We start from the raw sequence: 24692 nt of genomic DNA, 5'->3' as shown, positions 1-24692 counted from the left end.
CTGCTTCCTTTGTGATTCGGGTAGGTCACGCTAGTTTAATCATTAATTCTTGGAAGATTCTTGGAAAATTCATCTGCCTCGTCAAGCATATTCCAAGAAAGGCTTGCTATGCTTGGGTCAGATGTTCGACAACAGGAGGTTTTGATGAAACCCAAGTTTGCTCTGTTAATTGCCGCCGTATTGACAGCCTTTGTGTTGGTGATTGTCGCTGGCGTTGTGCGTTCGTTGGCTCAGCCAAGCCCAATTGAATTAGCCGCAGGATTGGATAATAGCCTGCCAAACAATAATGATGTTCAAGCAACTGCAACGGTTCAGGCCTATCAACAGCAATTGTTGGAAGCCAATCAACGCATTGAAGAAGCGAACCGCACCATCGACGAGGCCAATGCTCGCTTGCAAGAGCCAATTGTGGTACGCGAGCCAGCTCCAGCCCAACCGCCAATTGCCCAAGCGCCAGCTCAACCGCAGCCAGCAGCCCAAGATCCATTGCCAGCAACTCAAGCACCTGCCGTGCCGCAATATCCAATTTCTGCTGAGCAAGCAAGCCAATTGGCTTTAGCGGCGGCACCTGGTGCAAGCTTGTTGGCAACGCCAGAGCTGGTTAATTATGCTGGCACAGCTGCCTACGAAGTGCGGCTTGATCGAGGCTTGGTGTATATCGACGCTACTACTGGAGCGGTGTTGGCTAATAATGCAGTAGCGCCGCCAACCCAAGCACCAGCTCCACCAGCACCAACCAACGCTCCTGCACCATCAACCATCTCGGCGGATGCAGCTGCCAGCGCTGCCGTGGCCTACCTTGGCGGCGGAACGGTCGAGCGCGTTGAGTTGGAGGAAGAGCATGGCGCGTTGGTTTACGAAGTTCGCTTTACCAACGATAGCCGCGTCTATGTCGATGCCTATAGCGGCAGCGTCGTTTACGCCAAAATCGAGTCATCAAAAGATAGTAGTGGCAGCGGCGGTGATGATAAAAAAGATGACGACAAAAAAGACGATGATAAATAAGGAATACCAGTATGAGCAATGCTTCTAAACGCCGTGGCAGTTTGCTGCTCAATACCAGCATGAGCGTGGCTGCGGTTGCCGCAACCTTGAGCGGCTGGGCCATCTTATCCAACCAACAAGCAACGCCTAGCAATAACGAAATTGTTACGCCTGAGCCAATTGTGAGTGTTGCCCAACTGCCAGCAGTTGAGCTACCAGTTTTGCCAACTGTCGTGCCACTCACCAGCAATAGCCCACGCATTATCCGAATTCCTAATGCGAGCGCTGGTGGCAGCACCCAGCCCAGCGCCCCCAACCAACGTGTGCCAGCAAGCAGCGGTAATGGCAGTAGCGCCCCAAGCCAAGCGGCTCCACCGCCAGCAGCGCCGCGCCAAGTTGCGCCAGCGCCAGCTCCAGCAGCCCCTGCTGTGCCATCACGCGATACCCGTTCATCACGCTAAAAGGTGCTTTATGGGCGAATTAATCTTTCGGGCAATGGGTTGTGAAGTTGCAATCCTCAGCGATCAGCCGATTGATCTGACTGCTGTGCCGCAATGGTTTGAGGCTTGGGAGCAAACGCTGAGCCGCTTTCGCCCAACCAGCGAACTGATGAGCCTCAATCGGCGAGCCGGACGACCACTTGCGGTTAGCCAAACTTTGTGGGATGTGCTTGGCCTAGCGCTCGATGCGGTGGTTTGGAGCAATGGCTTGGTTGTGCCAACCATTTTACCCGCGCTGTTGAACGCTGGCTACGATCGCTCGTTTGAATTATTGGCCACTGCACTGGGCAATTCAGCAGTTTTGCATGCTCAGCCACAAACCGCCTTGGCAATTTCGCTGCGTGAGCAAGGCCGTTTGGTGCAGCTTGCCCGTGATACAGCGCTTGATTTGGGTGGCATTGCTAAAGGCTGGGCCGCTGACCGGGCCGCCCAGCAGTTGGGCCAACAGGCTGCTTGTTTGGTCGATGTTGGTGGCGATTTGGCGACTGCTGGTCAGCGCCACGATGGCCTAGCTTGGGCGGTTGGTGTGCCGAATCCACGTAGCCAACAGCGTGAAGCCATGCTCTGGTTTGCATCGGGCGGAGTGGCAACCTCAGGAGTCGATTATCGCCGTTGGCGCAAAGGCGATCGTTGGCAACATCACATCATCGACCCGCGCACTGGCGAACCAAGCACCAGCGATGTGCTAAGCGCAACCGTGATTGCTCCAAGCGCAGCGCAGGCCGAAGTTGCTGCCAAGATCGTCGTCTTGTTGGGCATTGAACAAGGCTTAGCCTGGATTAATCAACAGCCAAGTTTTGCCTGCATGGCGTTTGAACATAGTGGCCAAAGCCACACCTGCGAACGCTTTAATCAATATCGTTGGGAGTAACGTAAATGAGTACTTCAGACCAAGATAAAGCAGCCAGATTAGCGGCGATTCGCGCGCAAAATGCTGCCAAAAAAGCTCAATCAGCCGAGCCAGTTTCGCCAGCGCCGCAGGATAAAGCGGCTAGATTAGCGGCGATTCGTGCCCAAAACGCTGCCCAAAAAAGCGAGCCAGTTACAGCTCCAGCTGTAGCAGCGCCAGCAATGGTTAAGCAGGCTGCGCCAGTTGCTGCGCCTAGTGCCGATGAATTGATCGAAGATGCGAGCGCCAGCCTGATGAGCTTGCTGCTGGCTTTGATTATCGGCATTGTCGCTGCTGTGCTGGTGCTGCCGCGCTGGATTCCTGGCCTCAGTAGCTCGCTGCTTGGCGCGCAACCCAAAGCTTTTTGGTATCTTTCGCGCTCAAGCGGCTTGGTGGCCTATAGTTTGGTCTGGCTTTCGATGCTGTTTGGGCTTTCGTTGACTGGCAAAGTGGCCCGTTTGTGGAATGGCGGCCCAACCATGCTCGATCTGCATCAACATGCCAGCATATTGGGCATTGGCTTTGGCCTATTTCATACCGTGATTTTGCTTGGCGATGGCTATAGCAATTACATATTAAAACAATTGCTCGTACCATTTGCTAGCAGCCAATATAAACCATTGTGGGTTGGCTTGGGCCAAGTTGGGTTGTATGGATTGGCGATTGTGACCGTAAGTTTTTGGCTCAAACGCTGGATTGGGCGCAACGCGTGGCGGATCATTCACTACGCCAGTTTTGGCTTATTTTTGCTCGTTTTGGCCCACGGCATTTTCAGCGGCAGCGATACCAGCATGCCCTTAGTGACGCTCTGGTATTGGGCAACTGGAGCCAGCGTCGTGTTTATGACCATCTATCGGGTGTTGATTATGCGCCGCAAAGCCTTGCCACCTGTTGCTGTATCGCCGCACGCTTAATATGCTAATGCTTGCCAAACGTGATACCATAGCAGCATTGATTGATCGAGAAGTTTGATTAAAAGGTGTTGCTATGGGCATGTCGTTTGTTACGCCACATTATTTATGGCTATTATTGTTGTTAGTTCCAATTGTGGCTTTGGGGTGGTTCAATGGGCGGCGCTTTCAACGCAGCCGCTTAATTGGCTCGTTGCTGTTGCGCAGTTTGTTGCTGATCACGCTGATTGGCTCCTTGGCAGGTGCGCAAATCATCTCGCCCGTTAAGCAACTCACGACGATCTTTTTGGTCGATACCTCCGACTCGATAACTCCCAACCAACGCAGCCAACAAGACCAATTTATTGCCGATGCCTTGCAAACCATGCCCAAAGATGATCAAGCAGCGATTATTGTATTTGGTCAAAATGCCTTGATTGAACGCTTGCCCTCGGAAGTGCGCACGCTCAGCCGCATTCAATCGGTGCCAATTGCGGCCCGCACCGATTTAGAGCAAGCCATGACCTTGAGTTTTGCCCTGTTTCCCGCTGATACCCAAAAACGGGTGGTACTGCTCTCTGATGGTGGCGAGAACAGCGGCCAAGCGCTCAAAGCCTTGGAATTAGCCCAAGATCGCCAAATTGTGGTCGATGTGGTTACGGTTGAGCAAACTGGCGGAGCCGAAGTGGCAATTACCGCCTTGCGCATGCCCGGCCAAGCCCGCATTGGCCAAGAGCTACAAATCGTCGCGCAGATTGATAGTAACGAAGCGCAGGATGCCACAATTCGGATTTTGATCGACCGTGAATTATATGCAGAAGAAAATTTGGCCTTGCCCAAAGGCACTTTAGAATATACCTCAACCGTGGTATTGAATGACCAAGGTTTCCATAAAGTTTCCGCTCAAATTATTCCAACCAACGATATTCGCAAGCAAAATAACGAAGCAACAGCCTTGGTGAATTTGCAAGGGCCACCAAAAATTTTGGTGGTGGCCAACGAGCCTGCCGACGCAGAAAATATTGCGCCTGCCCTCGAAGCTGCCAATTTACAAGTTACCGTTGTTGGCCCAACTGGCTTGCCTACAATCTTGGCCGATTTAGCCGATTACGAAGCGGTAATTTTGGCCAATGTACCCGAACGCTTGGTTGCCGATGAATCGCAACAAGCACTGCAAACCTTTGTGCGCGATCTTGGCCGTGGCTTTGTGATGATTGGCGGCGAGAACAGTTATGGAATTGGTGGCTATGCAAGCACACCAATCGAAGAACTATTGCCTGTCGAAATGCAATTGCGCAATCGCGAGAAATACCCGCCGGTGAGCGTTGCAGTGGTGTTTGATATTTCTGGCAGTATGAGCGAGCAAGTTGGCGGTCGTCAAAAAGTAACTCTTGCCTCAGAAGGTGCGGCGCGGGTGGTGCAATTACTGCGCGATTTCGATGAAATAACCGTGCTGCCGTTTGATAGCGCTGTACAAAATCAATATGGCCCAGTGGCTGGCTCGGAGCGCGAAGTAGCCCAAGGCGAAATTATTGCCCGTGGCGTAACTGGCGGCGGTGGGATCAACGTTCACGATTCGTTGGTTGCTGCTGGCAGCGTGCTGAAAGGCCGCGATGCACCAATTCGCCACATTATTTTGCTTGCTGATGGCTCGGATTCGCAGCAACAAGAAAATGCTGTTCGGCTGACCGATGAGCATCGGCGTTTGGGCATTACGACCAGCACGATTGCGATTGGCAATGGTGGCGATGTAAGCTTTTTGAATAATGTGGCGGTTGCTGGGGGCGGGCGGCACTTTTTAGTTGAAAATGCGCTGGCGCTGCCCGATATTGTGTTGCAAGATGCCCAACTTTCGCTGGCACCGTATATCGTTGAAAAAAGCTTTTTGCCCTTGCTCGGCAGCGATAGCGTGATTATGGCCAATTTGAATACGGCGAATTGGCCGCAACTGCTTGGCTACAATGGCACAATGGCCAAAGATAACGCGAATATGGTTTTGTGGGCCGATGAAGATGCTCCGCTGTTGGCTCAATGGCAATATGGTTTAGGCCGTTCAGTTGCTTGGATGAGCGATATGAAAGGCAAGTGGGGCACAAACCTCACGCGCTGGGATCAATTTCCACGCCTCATTGCCCAAATGGTTGGCTGGACGCTGCCGGTTATCTCGAATGAAACGATTAGCGTCAATGCCAGTTTTGTTGGACCCGAAATGGAAGTAACGCTTGTTGCTCGCGATCCCAACGATACGCCGATTACTGGCTTGATTGTTGATGGCAATGTGGTGAATGATGGTGGTTCGCAAGCTGGTATAAGCTTGGTCGAAGTCAGTGCTGGTATTTATCAAGGCCGCATCAATAGCCCTGGCGCTGGCACCTACTTTTTGCAGCTCGCTGGGCGCAATGGCGAAGGCCAAGCGGTGTTTCAAGAAACTGCTGGGGTCATCGTGCCCTATTCGCCTGAATATCGCCAAGGCCAATCGAACCCCAACTTGCTGAACACGATTGCCCAACGCAGCCAAGGCCGAGTGTTAACCGATCCAACCACAGTGTTTGAGCATTCGCTAGAACTAGTAACTAGGGCTACCCCAATTCACTTCAATTTACTTTTGGCTGCGCTGCTGCTTTTATTGCTGGATATTGCTGTGCGCCGTTTGCGCTTTGGCCAATTGAGCAAGGTTTGGGCAGGCATGGGTCGTCGCCAAGCTGCGCCATCACAAACCATGGGCGATTTAGCCGCAGCCAAGCAAAGAGCGCGCACTAAAATGGGCCAAACCACGCCAGAACCTAGCCCAATTGCCACCAAGGAAGCGCCAGTCTATAAGCCTGGAACCAACTATACGCCACCAGCCGCTCAAGCTAAACCTGAGGCTGCGAGCGCAGTGCCGCCACCAGCCAAGCCCAGTGCTCCGGCACCAACGCCAACCCAAGGGCCACCGCCCAAGCAAACAAATCTCGATGAGATTACTGATCCATTAGAGCGTTTGCGAGCTGCCAAAAATCGTGCCCGCCGCCAATAGCCTAGCTTAAATAGTATCTGAAGAGGAGAAAACCCATGTTAACGCCTGTCAAAGGCAATGCTACAATCCTGCGCTTTATCAAGCCCACATTAATTATCATAGCGCTTGGTAGCTTCATTCAATTTACTGCGATCTATGGGTTCATGGTTGCGATTGCAAAAGATATGACAGACTTTCCATCATTTTATTGGGCCAGCGATGCTTTTTTTAATCAAGGTGTTTCACCATACAATATTGAAGTTATTCAATCATATTTTGATAAAACCATATTTCCCTTCATCTATATTCCACCAAGCATCCTTCTATTTTATCCATTATCGTTAATGAGTTATAATAATGCATTTATTGTTTATTTAATAATTAATCATATTGCATTATTATTTTTTGTTCTACTTTTGATTAAATATTTTAATATCAAGTTATTATCAAATAAAGCATTATTATTGATAATTTTGATCTATAACTCACAGCCAATTTTATTGAATATTTATTATGGACAGATAAATTTATTTGTAATTATATCTCTGTTATTATTCATTATTTTACGTAATAATATGCAATTTATTGCTTGTGCGTTTTTGGCTCTGGCGACAATTATAAAAATGTATCCAATTATTATTATATTAATTTTATTAGTAACGAGAAAATATAAAATTTTTATGAAAACAATGCTAGCACTAAGCTTAATTATCGGTACATCAATGATCTTTATTCCAAAATTTGTATGGCAAGATTGGTTTTTTACGGTAGTTCCTACTGGAAGCTATGGAGAATCGCCCAAAGGCTTGCCTGCAATATCACAAATTATTAATCAGGGATTTAATGGATTTTTTGCAAGAGTATTTACATATCAAGAGGATTCATATTACATTATGAATTATCCTTGGTTAGCGAAGATGAGTACCTATAGTGTTTGTGCAGTAGTATTTGCTATTACAGTATTTATTTTTTATAAATACTTGAATATTAATCATGATGATATTACTGAGAAAATAGTTTTTGCAACTACGCCATTAATTTTTTTAATCGCACCTCTTTCATGGATTCATCATATTATTCTCGTTTACCCAACTATTATTTACTTGTTTGAAATTTATTATGCCGAATATCCAGTGAAAATGAATATTCGATTTATTGGAATTAATAGTATTGCAGTCTGTTTATCACTATTTCAACTCGGTATACCGAGAATCCAAGCCTTGCCGCTGGTATTTATTCTCTGGGTAATGATGCTAGAAGTTATTGTTAAACAACAATCATTGCGACCAAGCGCAAGCCCAGTCCAACCAATCCATGTTGCTAGCCATGCTTAAATAAAATAATCCTACGAGGCGTAGCTATTGCACAACCCTCATAGGATTATTCTGTTTAAAGTGTATCTTGGAGTTTTACGACCAATTGTTTGAGGGCAAAGCGGGCGCGGCCAAGGTTGCCGCCACCATTGACTGCCAACACAGCGAAGTAGCCGGGGATGATTTGCGATGCCAAGTAGGTGGCATTGTCGGTCTCAACCGCGACATCACGGACTTGGCCAGCCTTTAAGCGCGAGGCGGCTCCTGCAGCGGCGGCAGCAAGGCCACCAAGCTCCACTTCAGCAACATCTTTGCTAAAGTTTGCATCAACATCGTTGAGGAGCATTTCAACGCCCAGCCCGTCTGTCCCCACGACTCCGGCCAATTTAACACCGGGTACGTTTTCAATCGCGCTGGCCAAAATGTCTTTCATCCCCATAGTGGCTCCTTATCAACAAACTGTGCAGTGAGTTCTGATGTTTGAGCTATCATACCACACCGCGCCCGCTCTGCAATGTGCTGCTTACATTTCGCGGCGGCCTTGCAGCGCGCGGCCCAAGGTTACTTCATCGGCATACTCTAAATCGCTGCCCATTGGCAAGCCCCGCGCCAAGCGGGTTACTCGAATGCCCAAGGGAATAATCTCCCGTGCCAGATAGGCGGCGGTTGCATCGCCCTCAAGGTTGGGGTTGGTCGAAAGAATTACTTCTTCGATTGGCTCAACTCGCAAACGGCCAAGCAACTCGCGAATCTTCAAATCTTCGGGGTTAATGCCTTCGACAGGTGAAATTGCGCCGTGCAGCACATGATACAGGCCTTTGAACTCGCCAGTGCGCTCCAACGCCACTACATCGAGCGGCTCCTCGACCACACAAACTTGGCGTTCATTGCGATTGGCATTGGTGCAAATGCTACATGGATCGTCAACCGTAATATTAAAGCAGCGATTGCAAAAAATCGTTGTATCTTTCATGGCCATAATTGCGTTGGCCAAGCGCTCAGATTGCTCGCGTTTGGCGCGCAGCAGATAAAAAACTAAGCGCGAGGCCGATTTTGGCCCAATTCCAGGCAAGCGATTAAATTCATCAATTAATTTCGAAACTGGTTCTGGTGTAATTGTATCGTACCCAAATGCCACAGTACACGCTCCACAGTTAAGTTAAAACAGGGTGGTCGCACGACCACCCTGAGTCGGGGTTAGCCGCCGTTTTAGAATAAGCCAGGAATGTTCAAGCCGCCAGTGAGTGGCCCCATTTTGGCGTTTGAAAGCTCTTCGGCCTTCTTCGAGGCATCGTTGATCGCCAACATCAGCAAATCTTGCAGCATTTCAATTTCGTTGGGGTCAACCGCTTCTGGGGCGATGGTAATGCTGATAATTTCGCGGTGGCCGTTCATTTTGACTTCGATCACGCCGCCGCCAGCGCTACCTTCGACCTGGGTTTTGCCCAAATCTTCTTGAGCTTGCATCAATTTCTTTTGCATTTGTTGCAATTGGTTGAGCATTTTGCGATCCATTATGATACTCCTTTGTAGAAAATTGCTATCCTAAAGCAGTGCAAGTATAAGAAATTCAATCTAAATGTCAAAGTAGTTTAGCTGCCATCCTCTTGCACGCCAACAATGCGGGCATCGAAGATGTTGCGCGCTGCTTTGACAATATGATCCTTCATAATCTCTTCGCGCTGACGACGGGCATCGCGGGCACGATTTTGCTGATCGCGGTTGGCTTCTTCCCCTCGTACAAACATTTGGCGACCAACTGCCTTGGCAAGCAAATCTTCGATCAAACGGCGCTGGGTTTGATCATCAAGTTGCTTGGTGTGAAATGGCGAGGGCGTACCAATCAGCAAGGTATTATCTTCTAAGCCCAATGGTTCGCAGCTTTTGAGCACCGCTTGCAAGCGTGGATTGTAGGGCTTCAGATCTTCGATAACCTGCAACCAAACCGCCTCAACTTCGGCCAGCAAAATCTCTGATTCGGCCAAAACAATATGTTGTTCGGCTTCGGGCAGCGGTTGAGCCGCTACGACCGTTGCCACGGCTACCGGCGCTGCTTCAACAACCTGTGCTGGTTGCTCAACGCTTGGTTGCTCTACTTTCGCTGCTGGCGCGACTGGCGTTGGCCGTTCTGGCGCGACTGGCGTTGGCCGTTGCGGCGCTGCTGGCTCTGCTTGGCGTGGTGCTGCTGGCGTTGGGCGGGCTACTGGCGCAACTCCGCCGCGGATTGGGCTGGCTGCGGCAACCGCAACTGGCGCTGGCACAACCAAGGCTTCGACAACCGCCATCTCCAAGGGCAACTGGCCATAAGGCGTGGTGCGCAATTGATGATCCAGCCCACTAAAGATTTTGAGCCACGCCAAAATCGAGGCCAAGGCTAATTGCTGCGAATGGCTTTGCATCGTGGCTAAGACATCGTGGCCAACATCGAGCAAATCGGCGGAGCCGCCCGATTTGAGCAGCATCAGGCCCCGCAAATAGCTCACCACATCGCGGGTAAATTGGCGTAAATCAGCGCCTTGGTCAGCAATTGTGTTAATCACGCTGAGCGCTGCGGCCACATCTTCGCCAGCAAACGCCGCAACCAGGGTTTCGACCTCGCGTGAGGCAGTTGCCCCTAGCAAACTTTGGACGCGGCTTAATGGAATTTGCGGCTCGCCATAGCCCATGAGTTGATCGAGGATGCTCATTGCATCGCGCATCGAGCCAGTTGCCGCCCGGGCGATCGCTTCAGCTACGCCAGGCTCTAGGAAAACGCCTTCTTCGCCAGCAACCCATTCGAGGTGGGCAATCGTGTTGGCAATCGTATGCCGATTGAAGACAAAGCGCTGACAGCGCGAAAGAATCGTCGCTGGCACTTTGTGAAATTCGGTCGTCGCCAAAATAAACATCGCATGATCTGGTGGTTCTTCGAGGGTCTTGAGTAGCGCATTGAAGGCAGCAGTGCTCAGCATATGCACTTCGTCGATCACATAGACTTTTTTGCGAAATTGGGTTGGGCGAAATTGAACTTTTTCGATAATTTCGCGTGCATCATCAACGCTGGTATGCGAGGCTGCGTCCATCTCAATCACATCGACGGCGCGACCTTCGACAATTGCGCGGCAGGCGCTGCACTGGCCACAAGGCCGCAAGCGTGGGTCGCTTTGCTCGCAATTGACTGCTTTGGAGAGAATCCGCGCGGCACTCGTTTTGCCGACTCCACGTGGCCCGGTAAATAAATAGGCATGACCAATCCGATTGGCGGCAATTGCATTGCGCAACGCCTGCACAATATGGGCTTGGCCAACCAGATCATCGAAGGTCTGCGACCGCCATTTTCGATATAACGCTTGCGACGACATCTATACTCAACCCTTTTGAAACATCAGTCTCAATTATAGCATGCCCACCGATATGAATTATGAAGGATGCGGGATGAATTATGAAGGATGCGGGATGCGGGATGCGGGATGAAGGCAGAATAAAGGATGCGGGATGAGGGATGAATTATGAAGGTAAAAATCAAAAGGCTTTGGATCGAGATTAGAACCACAAAACGAACACCCCTCGCCCGCGTTCAGTGGGGGAGGGGCTGGGGATGAGGGAGGAAGTCAAAAGCACGATGAGTTTATAGGCTATTGGCTATCGGAACATTGTTCGGGCAATTCGTGGAATTCGTGGCGAAAAATAAATCTTCGTGACGCTTCGCGTGCTTCGCGGTTTTCGTCCTTCGTGCGCTTCGTGTCCTTCGTGGATCATTAACTCCGTGGTATACGAGTTGCAATTAACCAAGCTAGCACGAATTGAGGATTTAACTTATGCACGCGAGGAGGCCCACATGCAGCCGAGCATCCTGAATTTATTTAAGCAAACCTTCAAAGAATGGGGTGATGATAAAGTGCCGCGCTTAGGCGCTGCCTTAGCCTATTACACGGTATTTTCCTTGGCCCCGCTGTTGATTATCGCGATTAGCATTGCTGGCTTGGTGTTTGATCAAGAGGCGGCGCGCGGCGAAGTAACCCGCCAATTATCGACCCTAATCAGTGACGATGCTGCCAAAGCGATCAACGAGATTATTGAGCAATCGAGCAACCAGAAATCTGGCATTATTGGTACCATAATTGGTATCGCAACCTTGCTCTTTGGTGCTTCGGGAGTGTTTGGTCAGCTCAAAGATGCCATGAACACCATTTGGGGCGTTGAGCCAAAGCCAGGCCGTGGGATTTGGGGCTTTGTGCAAGAACGCTTTTTCTCGTTCACGATGGTGCTGGGTGTGGGCTTTTTGCTCTTAGTTTCGCTCATTATCAGCACGATTCTTGATGCTGGTAAAAATTGGCTCTTTGGCGAAGAGATTGGCATCGTGTTTCAAATGATCAATATTATTGTTTCATTTGGCATTATCACGGTGGTGTTTGCGCTGTTGTTCAAATTCTTGCCCGATGTCAAAATGGCTTGGCGCGATGTTTGGATAGGCGCAGCGCTCACGGCCTTGCTATTTACGATTGGTAAATTTGCGATTGGCCAATATTTGAGCCGTAGCAGCACGGCCTCGACCTTTGGTGCAGCTGGCTCATTGATTATTATCTTGGTGTGGGTGTATTATTCGAGCCAAATTCTCTTTTTTGGGGCTGAATTTACCCAAGTGTATGCCAACATGTATGGCTCGCATGTGTTGCCTGATGATAATGCCGTTGCAGTTACCGATGCTGCCCGGGCTGAACAAGGCTTGAGTAATCGCCATTCGCCCCGTGATCATCGTACGCCACGCCCGGCTACCAGCGCTGGCACGCCACAAGTTATTGTGACTGAACGCTTCAAGTCATTGGAAAAACAACGTTATGTGGCGGCTGTTTTGGGCTTTTTGCTGGCAGTTGTTGCTGGTGCATTCAAAAGCTTGCTCAAAGATAAACCGGTATCCTAAAAAAACTAACGCGACGCAAAACGGCGGGGCTTAGGCTCCGCTTCGTTATTTTAGGTTTAGGTGGAAATTCTTGGGGGACTTATCTGATTTCATGATACCATGCGCGACAAGCCTGAGTCAATCGGCAATTCGATCAGTAGACAAATCAAACTGGCTGCCCTACGATAGCCGTTCAAGCCATCAAAGAGGAGTGTATGCTATGACAGACCTGCGGCAGTCCGAAGAAGCATATCAAGTCGAGCGCGAATACAAGCGCATGGAGCGTGAATTGCAGGAGGCCAAAGTGGCCAATCGCGAGTTGCGCCGACGGCTGGAAAAGGTTCAGCAACAGCTTAACGAAACATCGAATGCCTACAATAAAACTGTCAAAAATATGCTCGATATGATTCGTGAGAACAATGAATTAACTGTTGAATGCGAACGCCTGCGTTGGTACACCGGGCGCTACGATAGCGAACAGATTCGGGTTGAAACCAAACAATTGCCCAAACTTAGCCCCGATGAAGCCCGCGCAATTCGCAAGGCCATGGCCCGCTTGCATCACCCCGACATTGGCGGCAGCATCGAACGCATGCAATTGTGGAATAGTCTCTTGGATCAGATTGAGCAAGGCCATTAAGCACAAGGAAGGTTATGGCTGTACTGTATGTGGTTGCCACCCCAATTGGCAACCTTGAAGATATTAGTCCGCGTGGTTTGCGTATTTTGCAAGAGGTTGGCTTGATTGCCGCCGAAGATACGCGCCACACCCGCAAATTGCTGCAACGCTATCAGATTGAAACGCGGCTGATTGCCTACCACGAGCACAATAAACTTGCCCGTTTGGATACGATTTTGCTGGCCTTGGCCAACGGCGAGGATGTGGCTTTGGTGAGCGATGCTGGCACGCCCGCAATTTCCGACCCAGGCTACGAGTTGGTTGGGGCGGTGATTGGCGCTGGCTTTGCGGTGGTGCCAATTCCTGGGCCAAGCGCGGTGATTACTGGGCTTAGCGCTTCTGGCTTGCCTACCGATCGCTTTTATTATTTGGGCTTTCCGCCGCGCCGTTCGAAAGAACGTATTGCCCTGTTTAGCGAAGTTGTCGATATTCCAGCAACCTTGGTGTTGTATGAAGCGCCACACCGCATTTGCGATTGTTTGGCCGATGCCCTAAGTGTGTTGGGCGATCGTCCGGCAGCGGTGGCCCGCGAATTAACCAAACTACACGAGCAGTTTGTGCGTGGTACGCTCAGCGATTTGGGAGCGCATTTCAACGCTACCGAGCCACGCGGCGAATTTGTGTTGATGATCGGTGGAGCAACCCGCCCTGCCAAACGCAAACCAACCAGCACCATAACCAACGAGCTTGGCATGAGCGTTGCCAACGCCGAAACGCCAGCTGAAGTCGATTGGGATTTAATTCGTGCTGAGTTGCAACGCTTGCGTGCTGAAGGCTGGACGGGAACCAAAGCCGCCAAACAGCTCGCCAAACAATACGAACTTGATCGCCATCAAGTCTATAACGAATGGAGCAACTTGCCAGAGTGAACCATAGCGATTTTGAAAGCTGCTGATGGATCGTATTTGATTCATGCACTCTGTTATGGATAGTCCCCAGAATAAACATTAGGGGTGCAGGGGGATGAAAACCCCCTGCGTTTCCCTCCAGGAGAGCGACGGAAGGGTGGCGAATTCGAGTTGAAGCAAAAAGCTGTAGCTTGCCAGAATAAGCCCAAAGTCGCACTCGTGACTGGTCATTTAAGGCGTATGATTAAGCTTGGGAATTAATCGAACTGTCCTAAGTAGTGTGTGACGAAAGGTCTTTCATGAGCGAGCAAACATTTACACCCAAACGGATTTTGGTGGTCGTTGCCCACCCAGACGATGCAGAGTTTGTCTGTAGCGGCGCGTTGTCGCGCTGGTATCGCGAGGGCCACGAGATCCATTTTTGTCTCTGCACCGATGGCAATCATGGCTCAAGCGACACCAACATGACTTCCGAGCGTTTGGCTGAAATTCGCCAAGCTGAGCAACGGGCCGCTGCGGCGCATGTTGGGGCCGATGTGAGCTTTCTGAGTTTCGAAGATGCAGCCTTAGAGCCAACCCAAGAATTGCGCAAGGCGATCACGCGGGTGATTCGGCGCTTCAAGCCCGATATTGTGGTCTGCCAAGATCCATCCTTCCGCTATAGCGATGATTATTTGAACCATCCCGACCACGTGGCAGCTGGCAATGCAACCTTTGCAGCCATTATGCCCGCAGCTTCAACCCGTTTGATCTTCCCTGAACTTTTGGAAGAAGGGCTTGAGCCACATAATGTCCGTCAGGTTTATTTGATGGGCGGTGCGCAAATTGATACGTGGATTGGCTTGACTGAGGATGACTTCCAATTGAAACTCAAGGCTTTGCGTGAGCACAAATGCCAGTTGGGTGATTGGGAGCCAGAGCAGATGATGCGGGAGTGGGCAGTGTCTACCGCGAAGTTGGCGCGCGAGGCTGGGGTCGAGTGCGAATTGGCCGAATCGTTTAAACTCGTGACCCTTGTTCGAGATTAAGCAAACGTTGGGCTGAACTGATAAAGCGAGGATCGTAGGCCGCAATTTCGTGCCAACGGTCCTCGTCGTTTTGCATGCCGTTTAGCAAACGCTGCTGTACATCGAGCAAGGCATTGCGAATAGTTGGATAGGCGCGTTTTTGCTCGAAACGGCCAACATCAAGCACCTCGCGCGCTAGTTCAACGGTGTATTTGGCGATCCAGCGTGGCTTAAGCCGTTGCCAATCGAGCAAGGGCATTGGTCTGGTGTTGCTCAAAAGATCGCTGGTTTTAACCCAAAACGCTTGTGGTGGCAAGATTGCAATCGTTGAATAATATTGCTCAGTCGTTTTGTTATGCCGATCGAGGCCATCCAACAAGGGAAAGAGATCGCCAAGCCGTACTAAAGCTGGCCGGGTGTTGATGTATTGGAGCAGTTCGTCGCGGCTAATTTGATCATCTTCAAGCAAATCGTGCCATAGCGCAATCACCGTGGCAATTTCATCGCGAATGCCAAACACCTCGACAATTTGCAAGGCAACTTCAACTAAATGATACAAATAGGGCTGATCGCTGAGCGGACGCATGCGCCCAGCGTTACGTTCCACTGCCAGTTGTAAGGCTGGCTCGACTGCTGAGCCAAGGTGCGCTGCTCGCAGCCTTGCCAGTAATGCTTCAGTTGGCAGATGTTGCATCAGAATCTCCTTGTTAGCGAATTAATCGCCAGAATGAGCGCCCTTCAAGGGTCTTGCCAATTGTGGTTGGGTCTTCGAGGCTCTTGAAAAAGCTCAAAGCCAAATCATTCACATCAACAGGTCGCATTACCGCACCCAAGCGGCCAATAAGTGGCAATTTGCTGAGCAAGGCAAAGGGCAAACTTGCCAATTGAATTGCCCGCCGACTTGGCCCGACAATCGCCGCAGGCCGCAAAATTGTCCAATCGAGGCCACTTTCGCGCACGGCCTTTTCGGTTTTGGCCTTCCAGCGCAAATATGAGCCAAGTGGCAAGCCTGCACCCGCCGAGCTAAGCAGCACAAAACGCTTTACGCCCTGAGTCTGAGCGGCTTTAATCAAAGCGATCGTTGTGCCATAATCAACAGTTTCGTAATTTACGTCAGCAGTAAATTGAGCCTGCGTTGTGCCAATGGTTTGAAAAACAGCCTCGCAGCCTTCAAGCGCAGCCTCGATGCTGGCTTGATCGCCAAAATCGCAGATTGCAAAATCTTGGCCCAAGGGAAAATGGCTTTTGCTGGTGGCGCTTTGGCGCACCAACGCTCGAACCTGCCATGCAGGATTAGTGGCAGCTTGGCTAATAATCCGTTGGCCTGTGTAGCCTGTCGCTCCGGCTAAGGCGATAATGGTCATAAACTGCTTTCCTCACGCTTACGTGGCAAGCCCGTCGGCTGGTCTAAATCGTAGTGGCCTGGCTTGAGATCATCATCAACTGCCACCCGTTGATCAAACACATAACACTCGCCCTGCCATTGATTGCTGCTTGGCTCGACGGTTTCGAGATATTTCAAAATCCCGCCTTCAAGATGATACACCTCTTGAAAGCCCTTGCGCAGCATATAGGCCGTCGCTTTTTCGCAGCGAATGCCACCAGTGCAAAACATCGCCACTTTGGGATGCTGCTGGGGATCAAGATTTTGCTCGACAAAGGCTGGAAATTCACGGAATGAATCAGTTTTGGGATTGAGCGCATGTGGGAAGGTGCCGATTTCCACTTCGTAATCGTTGCGGGTATCAATCACAATTACTTCGGGATCGTTGATCAGCGTATTCCACTGTGCTGCATCAACATAGGTGCCAACGCCCTCATTGGGGTTGATTTCAGGCATGCCCAGGGTCACAATTTCCTTTTTTAAGCGCACTTTCATGCGTTGAAACGGAATCTGATTGGTCCATGATTCCTTCCACACCAAATCGGCAAGGCGTTGGTCGCTACGCAGAAAATCGAGCAATTCGCGTATGGCTGGTTCGGGGCCAGCAACGGTTGAATTAATCCCCTCGTGAGCGAGCAAAATCGTGCCTTTGATGCCGCGTTGGTTGCAAAAATTGCGCAATGCATCGCGTTTGGCGGCAAAATCGGGCAGGTCAACAAATTTATAAAAGGCAATGACTAAGATGTCCATAGGTGTTCATTTCAGCTAGAAATAATCGTCTCGATATTGTACCACGATGGTTGTTGGTCGTTCAGCCAAGGGTTTGGCGCATAGGTGATGCTGTAATCGGAGCCGTTTAATTCGGCAATTGTGGTGAATTGTACGCTTGTAATACCATTTGGCTGATTCCACAAACTAATGATTTCTGGCGAGCCATTGATCTCGCGGCCTGTTGCATAGGCAACATGCTCCAAAGGTTTGCCGTTTTGTTCAAAAAAGACAATACTGCCTTCAGGAATTGGCTCGCCTTCACACCACGCTTGACGTTGAGAATGGCCGAGACCTTGGGCCAAAGTCGTATGAACTCTTTCATCTTTGGCTACTGCATCCGCATTTACGGCGTTAGCCTCGTTAAAGACCTTGGTATAGATTGCATCAAGCTCAGCTAGCGAAAGATCGCCTGAAAGTACTCCGATATAGAGCACAAATTCCCAGCAATTCATATTCCAATCAGTATGGGCTATTGGCAATACATCACTAAGGGTCTTATCTATAATTGCAGGATCGACAATCAGTGAATTAACCAGTTGTGTGAAATGCCGACTAACAGTTGGTTGATAGTCAGCATAATCTGAGTTGACTTTGGCTTGATCATTAAATTGACCATCTGTTGTTAATACTAACGAAGCCTGCGACCATGTTAACGAGCCTTCTAGCAAACTAGCAATAATCGTTTGCGGCAACATTCCTGGCAAGCCGCGAATTGCTTGCAACACTATTTGATTTTGCAGCAACGCTTGGCGCTGCTCTGGCGGAATCAAGCGGATGGTTTCGATGATCAGGCTTTGTTGCGGTGTTTGGAGCCATGGCAAAAACTGATTAACGATGGCCTTCATTGCTGCTGATTGCTGTTGATCGTGAATCGGGTTGGGTTGTTCAGATTGAGCGTTGAAGAGGGCTGCTGCTTGTGCTTCGGCCTCGTGAAAAGCCTTGGCAATGGCTTTGAGCACGCATTGGCTCTCAGCGAAAACAAGGGCTAGGCGCTGATAGGCTGGCTCTATTTCATGCTGAAACTGGCTGAAACATGCGTTGGCTGCATCGCCCTGCCAGCCGCCATGTTCAAGCGCCTGCATCGTTTGCCTGAGTTGGTGCACGATGGCTTGAATTTGGCTTTGTTGGTTGGCGCAGCGTTGAATGAGTTGGTCGATCAGCTGATAGTCAATTTGGACAATCTGCATAGCCATGAGCCTATGCTCCGTTGCTAATCGGCTGGTAGATTATTGAAATGTTGGTTGTTGGGTTTATTGAGTGAGGAGTGCAATTAGCACGACTTCACTATACCATATTGGTTTAGCAGTGTAAAGAGGGCTTTTTTGACATACAATGCCAGCGATTCGCCTTTTGCTAAGGAACAGTTTATGGCTGAGCTGCCACCCTCTGTTCGTCCACCCCATGAATCGTATTTGCGGCTATTTCTGCGCTTTTTGCGTTTTGGCTTGTTGGCGTGGGGCGGGCCTGTCGCCCAGATTGCCATGATTCGCCAAGAGTTGGTTGAGGAAGAAGGCTGGATTGAGCGCGAGCATTTTAATCGGGTGCTGGCGGTGTATCAGGCTTTGCCCGGCCCCGAAGCCCATGAGTTGTGTGTCTATTTTGGCATGGTTGCGCGTGGCAGGATTGGCGCTGTGTTAGCTGGCTTGGGCTTTATGCTGCCTGGTTTTATCCTGATGCTTGGGCTTTCGTGGGCTTATGTGGCCTATGGCATGAGCGCAATTGGGATTGGGGCAATCTTATTTGGCTTCAAACCCGCCGTGGCAGCCTTGATTATTCGGGCTGTGCATAAAATTGGCGCGCATGCGTTGCTCAATCGTCAGCTCTGGGCAATTGCAATTGTTGCTGGAATTGCTACCTTTGTGGGCGTGCATTTTATCGCGATTTTGCTGCTGGCGGGCGTGGCCTATTGGTTGTTGCAAAAGCCGCAATTGAACAAAAGCAGTTTACACAGCTCGTGGTTGCCATTATTGGCACTAGCGGTTTTAGCCGCGCCTAGCGTGTTAAGTTTATTCGGTTATGGCTTGCGTACGGGCTTGCTGACCTTTGGCGGCGCATATACGGCGATTCCATTTTTGCAGAACGATGCGGTGGTTGTTGGCGGTTGGATGACCAACGAACAGTTTATTGATGGCTTGGCCCTCTCTGGGATTTTGCCAGCGCCATTGATTATTTTCTCGACCTTTGTGGGCTACCTTGGTGGTGGCTTTGCTGGCGCGTTGGCCTTGACCACAGGCACATTTTTGCCAGCATTTTTATTTACGATTCTTGGCCATCATTGGCTCGAACGAATTATTGCCAATGCTGCAACCCATGCCTTTCTCGATGGAATTACGGCTGCGGTGGTTGGCTTGATTACGGTCACGACCAGCCAAATTATTCTGGCTGCCTGGCCTCGTGAGTTGGCTCCAGCACTGCTGGCCTTGCTGATAGCTGGGCTAAGTTTATGGCTGCTCTATCGTTGGAAGGCCAAGTGGGCTACGGCGGCGGTGGTGCTTGGGGCGGGGGTTTTGGGATTGCTGGCGTTGCTGTTTTAAGTTTGAATCTTGGAAGATCCCCTCACCCCCCAGCCCCCTCGCCCACTGAACGCGGGCGAGGGGAGCCGACCTTTTTTCGCCAAGGAATTACGGGAGAACCACGGCGTTAAAGCCCGTTGGACGGTAGAGGGGTTGGGTGAGCGAAGCTTAACCACTTACCCTTGTAAGCTAGCCCCTCGCCCGCAGCGATTCATGGGGTATCCATAGCATGAAAAAGCCCCTCGCCCGCGCCACGGGAGAGGGGTTGGGGTGAGGGAAGCTTATCTTTATTTAGGCAATGACGCGGGGCGTAAGATCGAGTGTGCCTGCCAATAAATGGGCAACAGTTGTGCGCAAAACAGCTTGATCAAATGGCTTGGCCACAACCACATCTGCGCCGCGCAATTTGGCTTCAGCAGGATCGATCTGGCGTGCCCAGCCCGAGAGCATCATTGTACGAATGCCATGCTCGCGTTCGCGAATCAAGCGCAACACGTCCCAGCCCATCATATCGGGCATGCCAAGGTCGGTGATGACCAAATCGAACATGCCTGGTCGGAATTTGGCCAGCGCATCGCGGCCACTATCGGCGCTCACCACGTCGTGGCCCCAAGCAGCTAACATACGGCTCAGCGCAATCCGCACCAATTCTTCATCTTCGACAATCAAAATACTGCCGCGCACGTTGGGGATGTCGTGGTCGGTGGCTTCGACTTGGGCAAAATCGACTTCGAGAATCGGCAGCCAAATTGCGAAGTTAGTACCGCGGCCTTCGATGCTTTGGACTTCGATGCGGCCACTGTGGCGCGAAACGATTGCCGCCGAAACTGCCAGCCCCAAGCCATTGCCGCGCTCGCCCTTGGTCGTAAAGAAGGGATCGAAGATCCGCGCTTTGACTTCTTCGCTCATGCCAACGCCGCTATCGGCCACTGAAACAAAGACTTCCGAGCCGCGCTGACCAGTCGCAACCCGCAGCATGCCGCCATTGGGCATGGCATCGACAGCATTGATAATTAAGTTGGTCAGCACTTCGCGCAATTCAGCTGCATGGCCGCGAATCGTTGGCACATTCAGAATTTCGCGTTGCAATTCGATGTTGACCCCTTGCTCTTGGGCGGCGTTTCGCCAGCGCACTCTGGTCAAATCGAGCGCATCTTCGGCCAATTCGTGGAGTTCAACTGGCGCGTCAATTTCGCCATCATCCTTGCGAGCAAAACGCTGAATCCGTTTGACGGTTTCGGCTCCATCTTTGGCGGCGCGTTCAATTACACGCAGGGTTTCGCGTTGCTCAGGATTTTGCAATTCGCCCATCAAGACCTGCACATTGCCCAAAATGCCTGCCAACAAGTTGTTGAAATCGTGAGTAACGCCGCTGGCCAATTCGCCAAGCGCGCGTAATTTCTCGACAAACAGCAGGTGATCTTGGGTTTGCTCAAGTTGTTGTAAGGCTTGCGCTCGTTGATTGTAGAGCCGACCATTGACTAAGGCGGTGGTCAGGAAGTGCGATAAACCGCCCAACAAACTGACTTGTTGTTCATCAAAGGCATTCGGGCGGCGGCTGGTCAAATTCAGCGTGCCCAAACGCACGTCGGCGGTGGTCAAGGGCTGAATCAACAGCGATTGCGCTTCATCGGCAAATGGCAATTGCAACGGCTGGCCCGTGTGATGCTCGACCTCGGCAATATACACCGGATGACCCGCTTCGTAGGCGGTGCGCAACGGCCCGTTGCCCTCGGTTTCTTGACCAGCGCTCAACATGCCATAATCGGCATCGTTGGCGGCTAGCACTTGGAACATGTTGCTGCCAACATCATAGGTCGTGACGGTTGCTTGATCATAGGGAATAAGCTGACGAATTTGCTGGAGTGCTGTATCCAAAATCCGCTTGAGATCAAGCGAGGTGCTGATTGCGCGGGCCAAATCGTTGATTGCGGTTAGGTTGGTCGCCCGTTCGCGAGCATTGGCAAACAGGTGGGCGTTGCTCAGCGACGAGGCCAATAATTCGGCAATATCACGCAAATGGTTAAGCGTTTCTTCATCGAGTTTTTGGCTGCTTTGGCTCAACAACACGCCAATGATATGCCCACTATTCATCAACGGATGGGCGACTTGGGTTGCGACGGTGCTTGGCGAGGGCAATTCGGTGTCAAATGGTGGCTGACGTTTGATGATAATTTGGCTTTCAGCAGCAGCTTCGGCGGCAATCCCCGCGCTGAGCGCCAGCCACAACGTCGAGGTCGATTCAATCTGATCAGCTTTGCGAGTAACGCCGTGACGCACCACAATGCTGCTATTTTCAATCAAGCCAACGCCAACAAACGAAAGATCAAATTTCTTGACTAATGATCGCACAAAATCGTTGAGCAAGGTTTCAATTTCGAGCGTGCTATTGAGCAAGCGCGCCAATTTAAACACCGCTTCGTGGCGGCCTTGGGTTGTGTGCAATTGGCTGGTTTGGCTGGTTAAGCTAGTTTGACGCGCCAAGAGATTTTGGCGCAAGGCCTCAACTTTTTGCAAGGTGTTGTCAATCAGCGGGTCGCCCGAATTGCCCGCTTCAATTGCTTGATCGGGGTCGAACTCGCTTGGCAATTGTTCAAATGGCTTGCGAGTTTGGCGCACGCTGCGCATTGTCATAATCAGCGTTATCAGCGCCCCAATCACGGCGGCGGCCCCAATTACGCTATAAATAATCAATTGTTCGTTGGCACTGAGCGCCCTGCCTTGGCGCTGCGCTTGATCAAATGACCACCAAAACCAAGCCAAACCGCCTGCGATCAGCAATAACGAAAGCGTTAATCCAATCAGCAGAGCATTGCGAATCCGAGCAAGTGGCGAACGTCGCATACACACTTCTCAATAGTTGCTGCCAAAACAACAACGTGAGCCAATCCAAAAAGCTGAACCAAGCTACTTAATTTTGGTGTTTGCACCAAGCGCTTGACTTTGATGATTCGGGCTGGAATTGAGCCAACCCATTGCTTGCCATTCGGCATAGGCTGCATTGTACTGAAAAAGCCATGGTTTAGGCAAACGCGCAATCAGCCAAGCTGGCACGTGTTGGCCAATTTTCGCAATTAATGCAGCGCGACTAAACCGCAACCAATCGCCAATCCAGCGCAGCCAATCATGCCAACCAAGCACTTGCCAAGCAACCTGCATAATTCGTGGGTAATAGGCCAGCGTGCCTAATACTACTCGATTATAGTCTTGCCATGTCATTTGATCTTGAAAAAAGCGTCGCGCCAGCTCGTAACCCAAGTTGTTGAGCACATGGGCAAAGACATTTTGCAGTTCGTTGACATCCTGCGGGCGACCCCACGGAGTCATAAAGCGGCTGAATACCCAATTCATGCTGACATTGCTTTGGTAGGCACTGATCAAACTTAGTTGCTGTGGCGTGGTTAGTTGCTGTTCCAAGGCTTGTTCAAGCAAATCGGTGGTGCGCTCAAGGTTGCGCACAAACGAACCAAAACCGCAGAACGTTAATGGCGATTGTTGCGCTGAAGCATCGCCCAACGCCAATACTCCCGCCAAAGGCTTGGGTTTGCTCAAAGCGTGACGAGCCGGAATATAGCCAAAAACTGGCCGCAGATGCTTGGCATTGGGTTGGAGTTGCTTGTAGCTTGGCAATAATTCAAAATAATCTTCAAATAAATCAAGCAGCGAGTGCTGATATTGGGCCTTTGCGCCAACCCGATCATAATAAAATACATAAACGGTCAGTTCCTGATCGCGGCCTGGAAAGCCTTCCCAAATCAATTGACGATCGGCTTGGGTATCGGCAACGCTAATCAAAATATCGCCCAAGCTTTGGTCGTGGTCTGCGCCGCTCAGCACCGTGCCCACGGTTGGGCAGATGCCAGCAAAGGGCTGGGTTGCAAGGGTCAATGGCGAGGTTGCACCCATAGCATCGATTAGCAAACGTGTCGCAATCACATGCGCCTGATCTACCTTGCTCACCGCAACGATGGTTTGCTGGCGCTGTGGATCGTGATAAACATGCTCAAAACTCGTTTCATCCCAAACGGTACCGCCAGCAGCCAAAAATTGTTGGCGCGCATAACGCAGCAAGGCCCCAGCATCAAGCGCAATATCCAAAACCTTGGGTAAGTGCAATTCGGCGGGGGCAACCGCTGAGCCAGCAGCATGAAAGCGCACAACGCCATCGGTATAGCGCGCCATAATAATCTCGCGTTCGAGGGTTTCCCACGAGATAAAGCCAGTTGCCACCAAGCGTTCAAGCTCGGCCTGCGAAATATTCCATTCGCGATGCGCACAGCCAACTTCATGGCGATCAAAGACTAAAACCCGCAGCCCTTTGCGGGCCATCAACGTGGCGTGCAGCAAACCCAAGCCGCCGCCAGCATAAACCAAATCAAACACAGTATCGGCTTTGGGCAATTGATCGGTTTGGCTGTAGGGGAGCTTTGGCAGCTGGCCTTGCTCAAATTGTTGCCAGCGCTGATCGAGCGCTTGAATCCGTTGCAGTTGATCGAGGACGTTCATAGCTTCGAATGCTTGCCATGTGCGCGGATGGCTCTCTGCAAGCTGGTTGCTTGTATGTGCTTGAGCTGGCCATGCTTCACGCCAGCGTTGTAAAACCGCAGCTAATTCGTTGTACAGCCAGCGGCGGCGGTGCCAATAGTGCCATAATTCAAATGCTGTTTTGGGCCATTCGACGTGCAAGGTCGCCCGAATGTGGGTGCTGGAAACACTATCCAGCAATTCGAGCACCAAATCGGCTTTGAGGCTTGGTTGGGTGCTGCTTTGGGCGTGCCAATGCAAGCGTTGCTGCTGATGCTTGCTGCTAATCTGCCAAGCCTGATCGGCCCACTGCCAGCTGCCAGCAACCTCTACCCCCAACAACCAGCCTGGCAACTCGGCCAAGCGGGCATAAATTATTGCTGGGGCGGCGGCCCATTCCAGATCGTAACGAGCGTAAACGTGCATAATTCCCACAATCGCAATAAAACATTCTGTGAGCTTCTACGCAGGTGGGGTGCAGAATGCTTTAGCGCTAGAAACACAAACGCCGCCTTT

At 50.8% G+C, this 24692-nt stretch carries 21 protein-coding genes; 11 read left to right on the top strand and 10 right to left on the bottom strand.

Going from position 1 to position 24692, the window contains the following annotated elements; translation table 11 throughout:
- Positions 1–144 precede the first annotated feature (144 nt).
- The 6 genes from ACFMKP_RS13720 (at position 145) to ACFMKP_RS13695 (ending at position 7592) form a co-directional block, all read left to right on the top strand.
- Entirely contained in the window at positions 145–1005 is an 861-nt protein-coding gene (locus tag ACFMKP_RS13720; protein ID WP_382292534.1) for a PepSY domain-containing protein, read from the top strand.
- Positions 1006–1016: 11 nt separating this feature from the next.
- Positions 1017–1445 (top strand): hypothetical protein, encoded by a 429-nt coding sequence (locus ACFMKP_RS13715; RefSeq protein ID WP_382292533.1) that lies wholly within the window; start codon positions 1017–1019, stop codon positions 1443–1445.
- A gap of 10 nt (positions 1446–1455) precedes the next feature.
- The gene (locus ACFMKP_RS13710; RefSeq protein ID WP_382292532.1) at positions 1456–2355 is read left to right on the top strand and encodes an FAD:protein FMN transferase; all 900 of its coding nucleotides are present in this window, start codon (positions 1456–1458) and stop codon (positions 2353–2355) included.
- A gap of 5 nt (positions 2356–2360) precedes the next feature.
- Positions 2361–3287 (top strand): hypothetical protein, encoded by a 927-nt coding sequence (locus tag ACFMKP_RS13705; RefSeq protein ID WP_382292531.1) that lies wholly within the window; start codon positions 2361–2363, stop codon positions 3285–3287.
- A 73-nt stretch (positions 3288–3360) separates the two neighbouring features.
- Positions 3361–6279 (top strand): VWA domain-containing protein, encoded by a 2919-nt coding sequence (locus ACFMKP_RS13700; protein ID WP_382292530.1) that lies wholly within the window; start codon positions 3361–3363, stop codon positions 6277–6279.
- A gap of 35 nt (positions 6280–6314) precedes the next feature.
- On the top strand, positions 6315–7592 hold the full coding sequence (locus ACFMKP_RS13695) for a glycosyltransferase family 87 protein (protein WP_382292529.1): 1278 nt from the start codon (positions 6315–6317) through the stop codon (positions 7590–7592).
- Between the two features lie 55 nt (positions 7593–7647).
- Here ACFMKP_RS13695 and ACFMKP_RS13690 read toward each other — a convergent pair whose 3' ends face one another.
- From ACFMKP_RS13690 to dnaX, 4 genes are all read right to left on the bottom strand, one after another.
- Positions 7648–8010, bottom strand: a complete 363-nt coding sequence (locus tag ACFMKP_RS13690) for a roadblock/LC7 domain-containing protein (RefSeq protein WP_054536454.1) — start codon at positions 8008–8010, stop codon at positions 7648–7650.
- Between the two features lie 84 nt (positions 8011–8094).
- On the bottom strand, positions 8095–8709 hold the full coding sequence (recR, locus tag ACFMKP_RS13685) for a recombination mediator RecR (protein WP_054536455.1): 615 nt from the start codon (positions 8707–8709) through the stop codon (positions 8095–8097).
- Positions 8710–8780: 71 nt separating this feature from the next.
- Positions 8781–9089 (bottom strand): YbaB/EbfC family nucleoid-associated protein, encoded by a 309-nt coding sequence (locus tag ACFMKP_RS13680; protein WP_382292658.1) that lies wholly within the window; start codon positions 9087–9089, stop codon positions 8781–8783.
- Between the two features lie 74 nt (positions 9090–9163).
- The gene (gene dnaX, locus ACFMKP_RS13675; protein ID WP_382292528.1) at positions 9164–10912 is read right to left on the bottom strand and encodes a DNA polymerase III subunit gamma/tau; all 1749 of its coding nucleotides are present in this window, start codon (positions 10910–10912) and stop codon (positions 9164–9166) included.
- 476 nt (positions 10913–11388) lie between these two features.
- Between dnaX and ACFMKP_RS13670 the strand changes: the two genes are divergently transcribed.
- From ACFMKP_RS13670 to ACFMKP_RS13655, 4 genes are all read left to right on the top strand, one after another.
- Entirely contained in the window at positions 11389–12471 is a 1083-nt protein-coding gene (locus ACFMKP_RS13670) for a YihY/virulence factor BrkB family protein (protein ID WP_382292527.1), read from the top strand.
- Positions 12472–12670: 199 nt separating this feature from the next.
- A complete protein-coding gene (locus tag ACFMKP_RS13665; protein ID WP_382292526.1) occupies positions 12671–13090 on the top strand; it encodes a hypothetical protein in 420 nt (139 codons plus the stop codon).
- A 14-nt stretch (positions 13091–13104) separates the two neighbouring features.
- Entirely contained in the window at positions 13105–13998 is an 894-nt protein-coding gene (gene rsmI / locus ACFMKP_RS13660) for a 16S rRNA (cytidine(1402)-2'-O)-methyltransferase (RefSeq protein ID WP_382292525.1), read from the top strand.
- 278 nt (positions 13999–14276) lie between these two features.
- On the top strand, positions 14277–15005 hold the full coding sequence (locus ACFMKP_RS13655) for a PIG-L deacetylase family protein (protein WP_382292524.1): 729 nt from the start codon (positions 14277–14279) through the stop codon (positions 15003–15005).
- On the opposite strand, the gene ACFMKP_RS13650 is transcribed toward ACFMKP_RS13655, so the two are convergent.
- The 4 genes from ACFMKP_RS13650 to ACFMKP_RS13635 are packed head-to-tail and all read right to left on the bottom strand — an operon-like array spanning position 14977 to position 18332.
- On the bottom strand, positions 14977–15678 hold the full coding sequence (locus ACFMKP_RS13650; RefSeq protein ID WP_382292523.1) for a hypothetical protein: 702 nt from the start codon (positions 15676–15678) through the stop codon (positions 14977–14979). The two genes, ACFMKP_RS13655 and ACFMKP_RS13650, sit on opposite strands and share 29 nt — an antisense overlap.
- Positions 15679–15691: 13 nt before the next feature.
- Positions 15692–16348 (bottom strand): SDR family oxidoreductase, encoded by a 657-nt coding sequence (locus ACFMKP_RS13645; protein ID WP_382292522.1) that lies wholly within the window; start codon positions 16346–16348, stop codon positions 15692–15694.
- Positions 16345–17118, bottom strand: coding sequence for a rhodanese-related sulfurtransferase (locus ACFMKP_RS13640; RefSeq protein WP_382292521.1), 774 nt, complete (start codon positions 17116–17118; stop codon positions 16345–16347). The genes ACFMKP_RS13645 and ACFMKP_RS13640 overlap by 4 nt, the downstream gene beginning before the upstream one ends.
- A gap of 11 nt (positions 17119–17129) precedes the next feature.
- Positions 17130–18332, bottom strand: coding sequence for a WXG100 family type VII secretion target (locus ACFMKP_RS13635; RefSeq protein WP_382292520.1), 1203 nt, complete (start codon positions 18330–18332; stop codon positions 17130–17132).
- A gap of 174 nt (positions 18333–18506) precedes the next feature.
- On the opposite strand from ACFMKP_RS13635, the gene chrA reads away from it, so the two are divergent.
- On the top strand, positions 18507–19673 hold the full coding sequence (gene chrA / locus ACFMKP_RS13630; RefSeq protein ID WP_382292519.1) for a chromate efflux transporter: 1167 nt from the start codon (positions 18507–18509) through the stop codon (positions 19671–19673).
- Between the two features lie 270 nt (positions 19674–19943).
- Here chrA and ACFMKP_RS13625 read toward each other — a convergent pair whose 3' ends face one another.
- Both ACFMKP_RS13625 and ACFMKP_RS13620 read right to left on the bottom strand, forming a co-directional pair.
- On the bottom strand, positions 19944–22496 hold the full coding sequence (locus tag ACFMKP_RS13625) for an ATP-binding protein (RefSeq protein ID WP_382292518.1): 2553 nt from the start codon (positions 22494–22496) through the stop codon (positions 19944–19946).
- A gap of 63 nt (positions 22497–22559) precedes the next feature.
- Positions 22560–24602 (bottom strand): NAD(P)/FAD-dependent oxidoreductase, encoded by a 2043-nt coding sequence (locus tag ACFMKP_RS13620; protein WP_382292517.1) that lies wholly within the window; start codon positions 24600–24602, stop codon positions 22560–22562.
- Between the last annotated feature and the right edge of the window lie 90 nt (positions 24603–24692).

The sequence above is a fragment of the Herpetosiphon sp. NSE202 genome, assembly GCF_042688385.1.
Taxonomy (GTDB): Bacteria; Chloroflexota; Chloroflexia; order Chloroflexales; family Herpetosiphonaceae; genus Herpetosiphon.
Note: the sequence above shows the minus strand (reverse complement) of the source record. Positions and strands in the feature narration are given on the sequence as shown.

What these genes read in the sequence shown, in the direction of transcription:
- ACFMKP_RS13720 (WP_382292534.1), top strand. Translation starts at nt 145, where the DNA reads ATGAAACCCAAGTTTGCTCTGTTAATTGCCGCCGTATTGACAGCCTTT.
- ACFMKP_RS13715 (WP_382292533.1), top strand. Translation starts at nt 1,017, where the DNA reads ATGAGCAATGCTTCTAAACGCCGTGGCAGTTTGCTGCTCAATACCAGC.
- ACFMKP_RS13710 (WP_382292532.1), top strand. Translation starts at nt 1,456, where the DNA reads ATGGGCGAATTAATCTTTCGGGCAATGGGTTGTGAAGTTGCAATCCTC.
- ACFMKP_RS13705 (WP_382292531.1), top strand. Translation starts at nt 2,361, where the DNA reads ATGAGTACTTCAGACCAAGATAAAGCAGCCAGATTAGCGGCGATTCGC.
- ACFMKP_RS13700 (WP_382292530.1), top strand. Translation starts at nt 3,361, where the DNA reads ATGGGCATGTCGTTTGTTACGCCACATTATTTATGGCTATTATTGTTG.
- ACFMKP_RS13695 (WP_382292529.1), top strand. Translation starts at nt 6,315, where the DNA reads ATGTTAACGCCTGTCAAAGGCAATGCTACAATCCTGCGCTTTATCAAG.
- ACFMKP_RS13690 (WP_054536454.1), bottom strand. Translation starts at nt 8,010, where the DNA reads ATGGGGATGAAAGACATTTTGGCCAGCGCGATTGAAAACGTACCCGGT.
- dnaX (WP_382292528.1), bottom strand. Translation starts at nt 10,912, where the DNA reads ATGTCGTCGCAAGCGTTATATCGAAAATGGCGGTCGCAGACCTTCGAT.
- ACFMKP_RS13670 (WP_382292527.1), top strand. Translation starts at nt 11,389, where the DNA reads ATGCAGCCGAGCATCCTGAATTTATTTAAGCAAACCTTCAAAGAATGG.
- ACFMKP_RS13665 (WP_382292526.1), top strand. Translation starts at nt 12,671, where the DNA reads ATGACAGACCTGCGGCAGTCCGAAGAAGCATATCAAGTCGAGCGCGAA.
- rsmI (WP_382292525.1), top strand. Translation starts at nt 13,105, where the DNA reads ATGGCTGTACTGTATGTGGTTGCCACCCCAATTGGCAACCTTGAAGAT.
- ACFMKP_RS13655 (WP_382292524.1), top strand. Translation starts at nt 14,277, where the DNA reads ATGAGCGAGCAAACATTTACACCCAAACGGATTTTGGTGGTCGTTGCC.
- ACFMKP_RS13650 (WP_382292523.1), bottom strand. Translation starts at nt 15,678, where the DNA reads ATGCAACATCTGCCAACTGAAGCATTACTGGCAAGGCTGCGAGCAGCG.
- ACFMKP_RS13645 (WP_382292522.1), bottom strand. Translation starts at nt 16,348, where the DNA reads ATGACCATTATCGCCTTAGCCGGAGCGACAGGCTACACAGGCCAACGG.
- ACFMKP_RS13640 (WP_382292521.1), bottom strand. Translation starts at nt 17,118, where the DNA reads ATGGACATCTTAGTCATTGCCTTTTATAAATTTGTTGACCTGCCCGAT.
- ACFMKP_RS13635 (WP_382292520.1), bottom strand. Translation starts at nt 18,332, where the DNA reads ATGGCTATGCAGATTGTCCAAATTGACTATCAGCTGATCGACCAACTC.
- chrA (WP_382292519.1), top strand. Translation starts at nt 18,507, where the DNA reads ATGGCTGAGCTGCCACCCTCTGTTCGTCCACCCCATGAATCGTATTTG.
- ACFMKP_RS13625 (WP_382292518.1), bottom strand. Translation starts at nt 22,496, where the DNA reads ATGCGACGTTCGCCACTTGCTCGGATTCGCAATGCTCTGCTGATTGGA.
- ACFMKP_RS13620 (WP_382292517.1), bottom strand. Translation starts at nt 24,602, where the DNA reads ATGCACGTTTACGCTCGTTACGATCTGGAATGGGCCGCCGCCCCAGCA.